The following is a 4,245-nucleotide window of genomic DNA, read 5'->3' as shown; positions in this document are numbered from 1 at the left end:
CTTCACTTGGAAAGTGCTCCAGAACTTGGTGCGGACAGGACCTTCAGCAAGCCCTATCCTCCCAGTTCAGGAGCACTTTTCTCATGTCAACGGCCAGTCGGAATCAACCCGCCATGAAAGCGGGAGGCTAGAGGACATTTTGCCCGTCTCCGCCGACTTGCCGAGAGTGCCCATGATCCGAACTGGTTCGACGTCTTCACGGACTATGAACGCCAGGCGTCAATGATCAGCCCCTACTCGGCGCTCGTCGTGCCGGGTCTGCTCCAGACACCGGACTACGCACGCGCTCTGCTGGTAGGAGCACGGGTCGTCGACAACGTGGAGGAGGTGCTAGAGCGCCGCCTCGCACGGCAACAGGTGCTCAGTGGGCACCAGCCTGCGGAGTTGTGGACATTGATCAAGGAATCCGCCCTGCTCGACCCGATCGGCGGGCCGGAGGTCATGCGAGCACAACTCGCGCACCTGCTGGAGATGAGCGAACGCCCCAACGTCGTCGTCCGTGTGGTGCCTCGGGAGATCGGCGCGCATCCGGGCATTGACGGGTCGTTCACGCTGCTCGTCACACCGGCTGGAGACGTCGCGCGCTCCGATGCCGTCGGCGGCGGTCGTGTCGTGACCGACCCAGCCAAGGTGCGCGGCTACCGGGTACGGTATGACCGCATAGGCGCCGATTCACTATCCCGAGGTTCGTCCCGGAGCCTCATAGCTCAAGTCATGGAGGCCATGAAGTGAGTGAGCCCGTCGTCTGGCGCAAGTCGAGCCGCTCCGGCTCTGGCGGTGATGGCGGTGAGGAGTGCGTAGAGATCGCCGCCCTCGCCGAAGAGCGCGGTATCAGGGACAGCAAGGCGCCCGACGCCGGACATCTCACGCTCTCCTCCGAGAGCTTCACCCGGCTCGTCACCCGCGTTAAGCGGGGAGAGCTGCACCAGTAACTCCCTACGAGTACCGCAACGGCCTCGCCCTCTGGCGGGGCCGCTCGCATGTCGTGCGGTGTATCGCCGCACACCGGAACGCGCCGCACACCGGAACGCGCCGCACACCGGAACGCGCCGCACACCGGAACGCGCCGCACACCGGAACGCGCCGCACACCGGAACGCGCCGCACACCGGAACGCGCCGCACACCGGAACGCGCCGCACACCGGAACGCGTTGTCGACCGTGGCCCGGAGGGGTAGATGCGTGCGGACCGCGTCCCCCTCGCCTGGCTTCCGGACGCAACGCATCGCGCGTCGGCCGGTGCTGCGAATGGGCGCATGGGAGTGAGCTGGACGGCGGGTCCCGCCGAGATGCCCGGGGCGGTGCGGTACACGTTGGCGGCCGGAGACGGACCCGCCGACCGGTGGCATGTCTCGGTGGCCCTGCCGTCGGGGGCGGCCGGGCCGTTCCTGGTGCTGTATCTGCTCGACGGCTTCCGGACGTTCCTGTCCACGGCGCAGATCGCGCAGACGACGCTGGCCTACTCCCTGGGACAGCTGCGTCCCGTCGCCGTCGTCGGCATCTCGCCCGCCACTGACGATCCCGGACGGTTGAGCGCCCAGCGTGTGCGGGACCTGACGCCGACCAGTGCCACGTCCAGGTACCTGTTCCGCGAGCCTGTCTACGGGACGGGCGGCGCCGGGGCGATGCTCGACCTGATCCGGCAGGTGATCGCGCCCCACGCGGAGTCCGCCCACCCGCTCGACCCGACCGATCGGGGACTCGCGGGCTTCTCCCTGGGCGGCCTGATGACCTGCTGGACGCTGGTGCGCCGCCCGGAGGGCTTCCGCCGCTTTCTGGCGGTCAGCCCGTCCTTGTGGTGGGACGGCGGTCTCCTGCTCGATCCCCTCCGGGCGCCCTTCGCCGACCACGGCACCGGCGACGTCTACCTCGCCGTGGGCGAGCGCGAGAACAGCCCGGACCGAAGCTGGCCCGTGATGACCGAGACGAGATGCGCGAGACCCTGTCCGACCTCGACATGGTCGCCGACCTGGCCGCCTTCACCGAACGACTGCGGGCCCGGCCGAAGCTCGACGTCCACAGCGAAGTGATCGCCGACGAACAGCACGCGACGGTATGGCCCGCCGCCGTGACCCGCGCCCTGGTCCACCTCTACCGCACCGACCGCAGTCAGGCTTGACATCCGGCCGCGTGAGCACGGGCAGGCGCGGGGCGCGGCGGACGCGGCGCGGCCACGGCCGGTGGTGAATGACAGCCGCGGGTGAATGACAGCCGCGGGTGAATGACCAGGGTGCGGTGACGGATCTCGGCTCGGGGGCGGACGGGCCGCAGCCGTTCGCGCATCTCGGGGCGCCGAACGCGGCGCTTCTACCGGGAGGTGCTGCTGTCGTTCACGCGGGCCAAGAGAGCGGTTCGTCGTCCACCTGCGTCCCGAGGACGTGGCCGCCGAATTGCGCCGCGCCAGCGACGAGCAGCTCGCCCGGGTGTGTTGGCAATCGGTGGCGCTCACCGACATCGCCGGGCATCTCGCCGCCCTGTCGGCGTCGGCGGGCGTGGACGACCCGAGACCACCTCGGCCGGGGAGTCAGCGTTCGCTCCGCTGGACGGGCCTCTCACCCCCCACCAGACTGGCAGAGCGGCGCGCCAGGCCAAGCGGCGCGCCAGGCCGACGTGACCGGCCTCGTCCGGCGTCTGACCTCCGGCCCGGCCGAAGCCGCCGAGGTCCGCCGCCTCGCCACCGTGGTGCGCCGTCTGCCGTCCCTCGACATCCCTCGGCCAGTTCGCCCCGAAACCTGTGGGCAACGCCCACGCGCTCAACGAAGGCCCGCTCGCCACCGCCATGCGGGCCGGCCTCGTCCGCATCTGTGAGAACCCCGTGTCAGCCCGTCATGGATTGTGGCGCTCTCCTTTGACGGGTTATGGCCTGTGTGTCCAAGGCCTGACGCATTCGGACAGATCATCTTTGGCAGGAGAGCCGCTGGGCTGGTTTGACCGCCGTAGTCCTTGCAGGGCACTGCCGAGTGGGTACTGTCCTGAGAGATGGCTCGTCACAAGGGTGAGTCATCCGACCAAAGGAGAGTCATGAAGCTTCCGATGCTCCTCGCCATGGGCAACGGCGAACTGGCGACCAAGACGCACACCGGGTTCGACCTCATCGGGGCCTTCACGGGGTGGGTTCAGGCGCTCCCGCCCTGGGTTCTGCTTCTGCTGGGAGGCGGCTCCCTCACCGTCGCTGCCGGTACGGGCCTCCTGGCCCTTATCCTGCACACGGTGAGAGACGATCACGCCTGGATCCTGACCCTCGGCGCACTGATCTTCGGTGGTGTCGGGCTGTTCCTCCTGCTCTCGATTCCGTTCTGAGCGGAACGGCTCACATCACTCAGGTATCTGCCCCGGTCCGTTCCACGGATCGGGGCATCTCCTGTCACGGCGATCGCCGACGAGCAGCACGCGACGGTAGGGCCGCCGCCGTGACCCGCACCCTGGTCCACGTGTACCGCACCGATCCCGCCTAGCCGGTGAGGGTGAGGGAGTCGAGGTCGCGGGCGTGGTGGGCGTGGCGGGTGGTCATGGTGCGGAACATCTCGTCGCCGCGGGGGGTGCGTTCGACGATCATGGAGGCGCCGATGGACATGACGATGCCGTGGAAGGCGTGGCGGCGGTAGGCGTCCCAGCAGTCGTCCCAGGCGAGGGTGACGCCGCGGGCGGTCAGGGCCTTGTGGTAGCGCTCCACCAGGGCGCGTTCGTGGGTGCGGCGGGAGTCGGTGGGGAGGCTGGAGCCGAGGAAGTAGGCCAGGTCGGCGGAGCCGGGGGCGTAGGCGCAGGTCTGCCAGTCCAGGACGGCTGTGCGCGGGCCGCCGAACAGGAGGTTGTCGGCGCGGAAGTCGCCGTGGAAGAGGGTGGACGGGCCTTCGCGGTCGGCGAGGTACGCGCCGATCGTGGGGAGGAAGTCCTCGATCAGGGTGAGGACGCCGGGTTCCAGGTCGGCGGCGTAGCGGTCCTTGAAGCCGTCGTAGAGGCCGGTGACCATCGCGGCGGTGAAGGCGGCCGAGTCGGCGTCGTGCCGGTTGAGCCAGGGCAGGGCGGCGAGGTCCGCGTCGTCCCAGCCGGCGGCGTGCAGGGCGGCCATCTCGTCGATCGCGGCGGCGGCGTCCTGCGGGGCGATGCCGGCGAGCTGGTCGCCCGGGAGCGCGGGCGCGAGGTCCTCCAGGAGGACGGTGTACTCGTCGGGTTCGGGGTCGTGAGCGGCGAAGTAGCAGGTGGGGACGCCCGCGTCGAGGCGGCCGGCGAGCTGGGCGTAGAAGCC

4 protein-coding genes and 1 pseudogene are annotated in these 4,245 nt (G+C 69.7%); 4 read left to right on the top strand and 1 reads right to left on the bottom strand.

Translation table 11 applies throughout. The annotated features are described in order from the left end of the window. Positions 1–201: 201 nt before the first annotated feature. The 4 genes and pseudogenes from E1281_RS38125 to E1281_RS38110 all read left to right on the top strand — a co-directional run. A pseudogene (locus E1281_RS38125) lies at positions 202–732 on the top strand (DUF5753 domain-containing protein); the annotation flags it as partial. Beyond that, entirely contained in the window at positions 729–932 is a 204-nt protein-coding gene (locus E1281_RS38120) for a DUF397 domain-containing protein (RefSeq protein WP_131884562.1), read from the top strand. The pseudogene E1281_RS38125 and the gene E1281_RS38120, both read left to right, overlap by 4 nt. A 323-nt stretch (positions 933–1,255) precedes the next feature. After that, positions 1,256–2,029, top strand: a complete 774-nt coding sequence (locus E1281_RS38115; protein ID WP_165959293.1) for an alpha/beta hydrolase-fold protein — start codon at positions 1,256–1,258, stop codon at positions 2,027–2,029. A 991-nt stretch (positions 2,030–3,020) separates the two neighbouring features. Further along, positions 3,021–3,299, top strand: coding sequence for a hypothetical protein (locus tag E1281_RS38110; RefSeq protein WP_131884560.1), 279 nt, complete (start codon positions 3,021–3,023; stop codon positions 3,297–3,299). 151 nt (positions 3,300–3,450) lie between these two features. Here E1281_RS38110 and E1281_RS38105 read toward each other — a convergent pair. Beyond that, a partial coding sequence (locus tag E1281_RS38105) for a phosphotransferase (protein WP_131884559.1) occupies positions 3,451–4,245 on the bottom strand: 795 nt, incomplete at its 5' end.

The organism is Actinomadura sp. KC345, assembly GCF_004348515.1.
GTDB lineage: Bacteria > Actinomycetota > Actinomycetes > Streptosporangiales > Streptosporangiaceae > Spirillospora.
The sequence above is the reverse complement of the archived record's forward strand: the minus strand, read 5'-3'. Positions and strand labels throughout refer to the sequence as shown.

Bases quoted from the DNA above. Each gene is read 5' to 3' on its own strand.
- E1281_RS38115 (WP_165959293.1), top strand. From the start codon at position 1,256: ATGGGAGTGAGCTGGACGGCGGGTCCCGCCGAGATGCCCGGGGCGGTG.
- E1281_RS38110 (WP_131884560.1), top strand. From the start codon at position 3,021: ATGAAGCTTCCGATGCTCCTCGCCATGGGCAACGGCGAACTGGCGACC.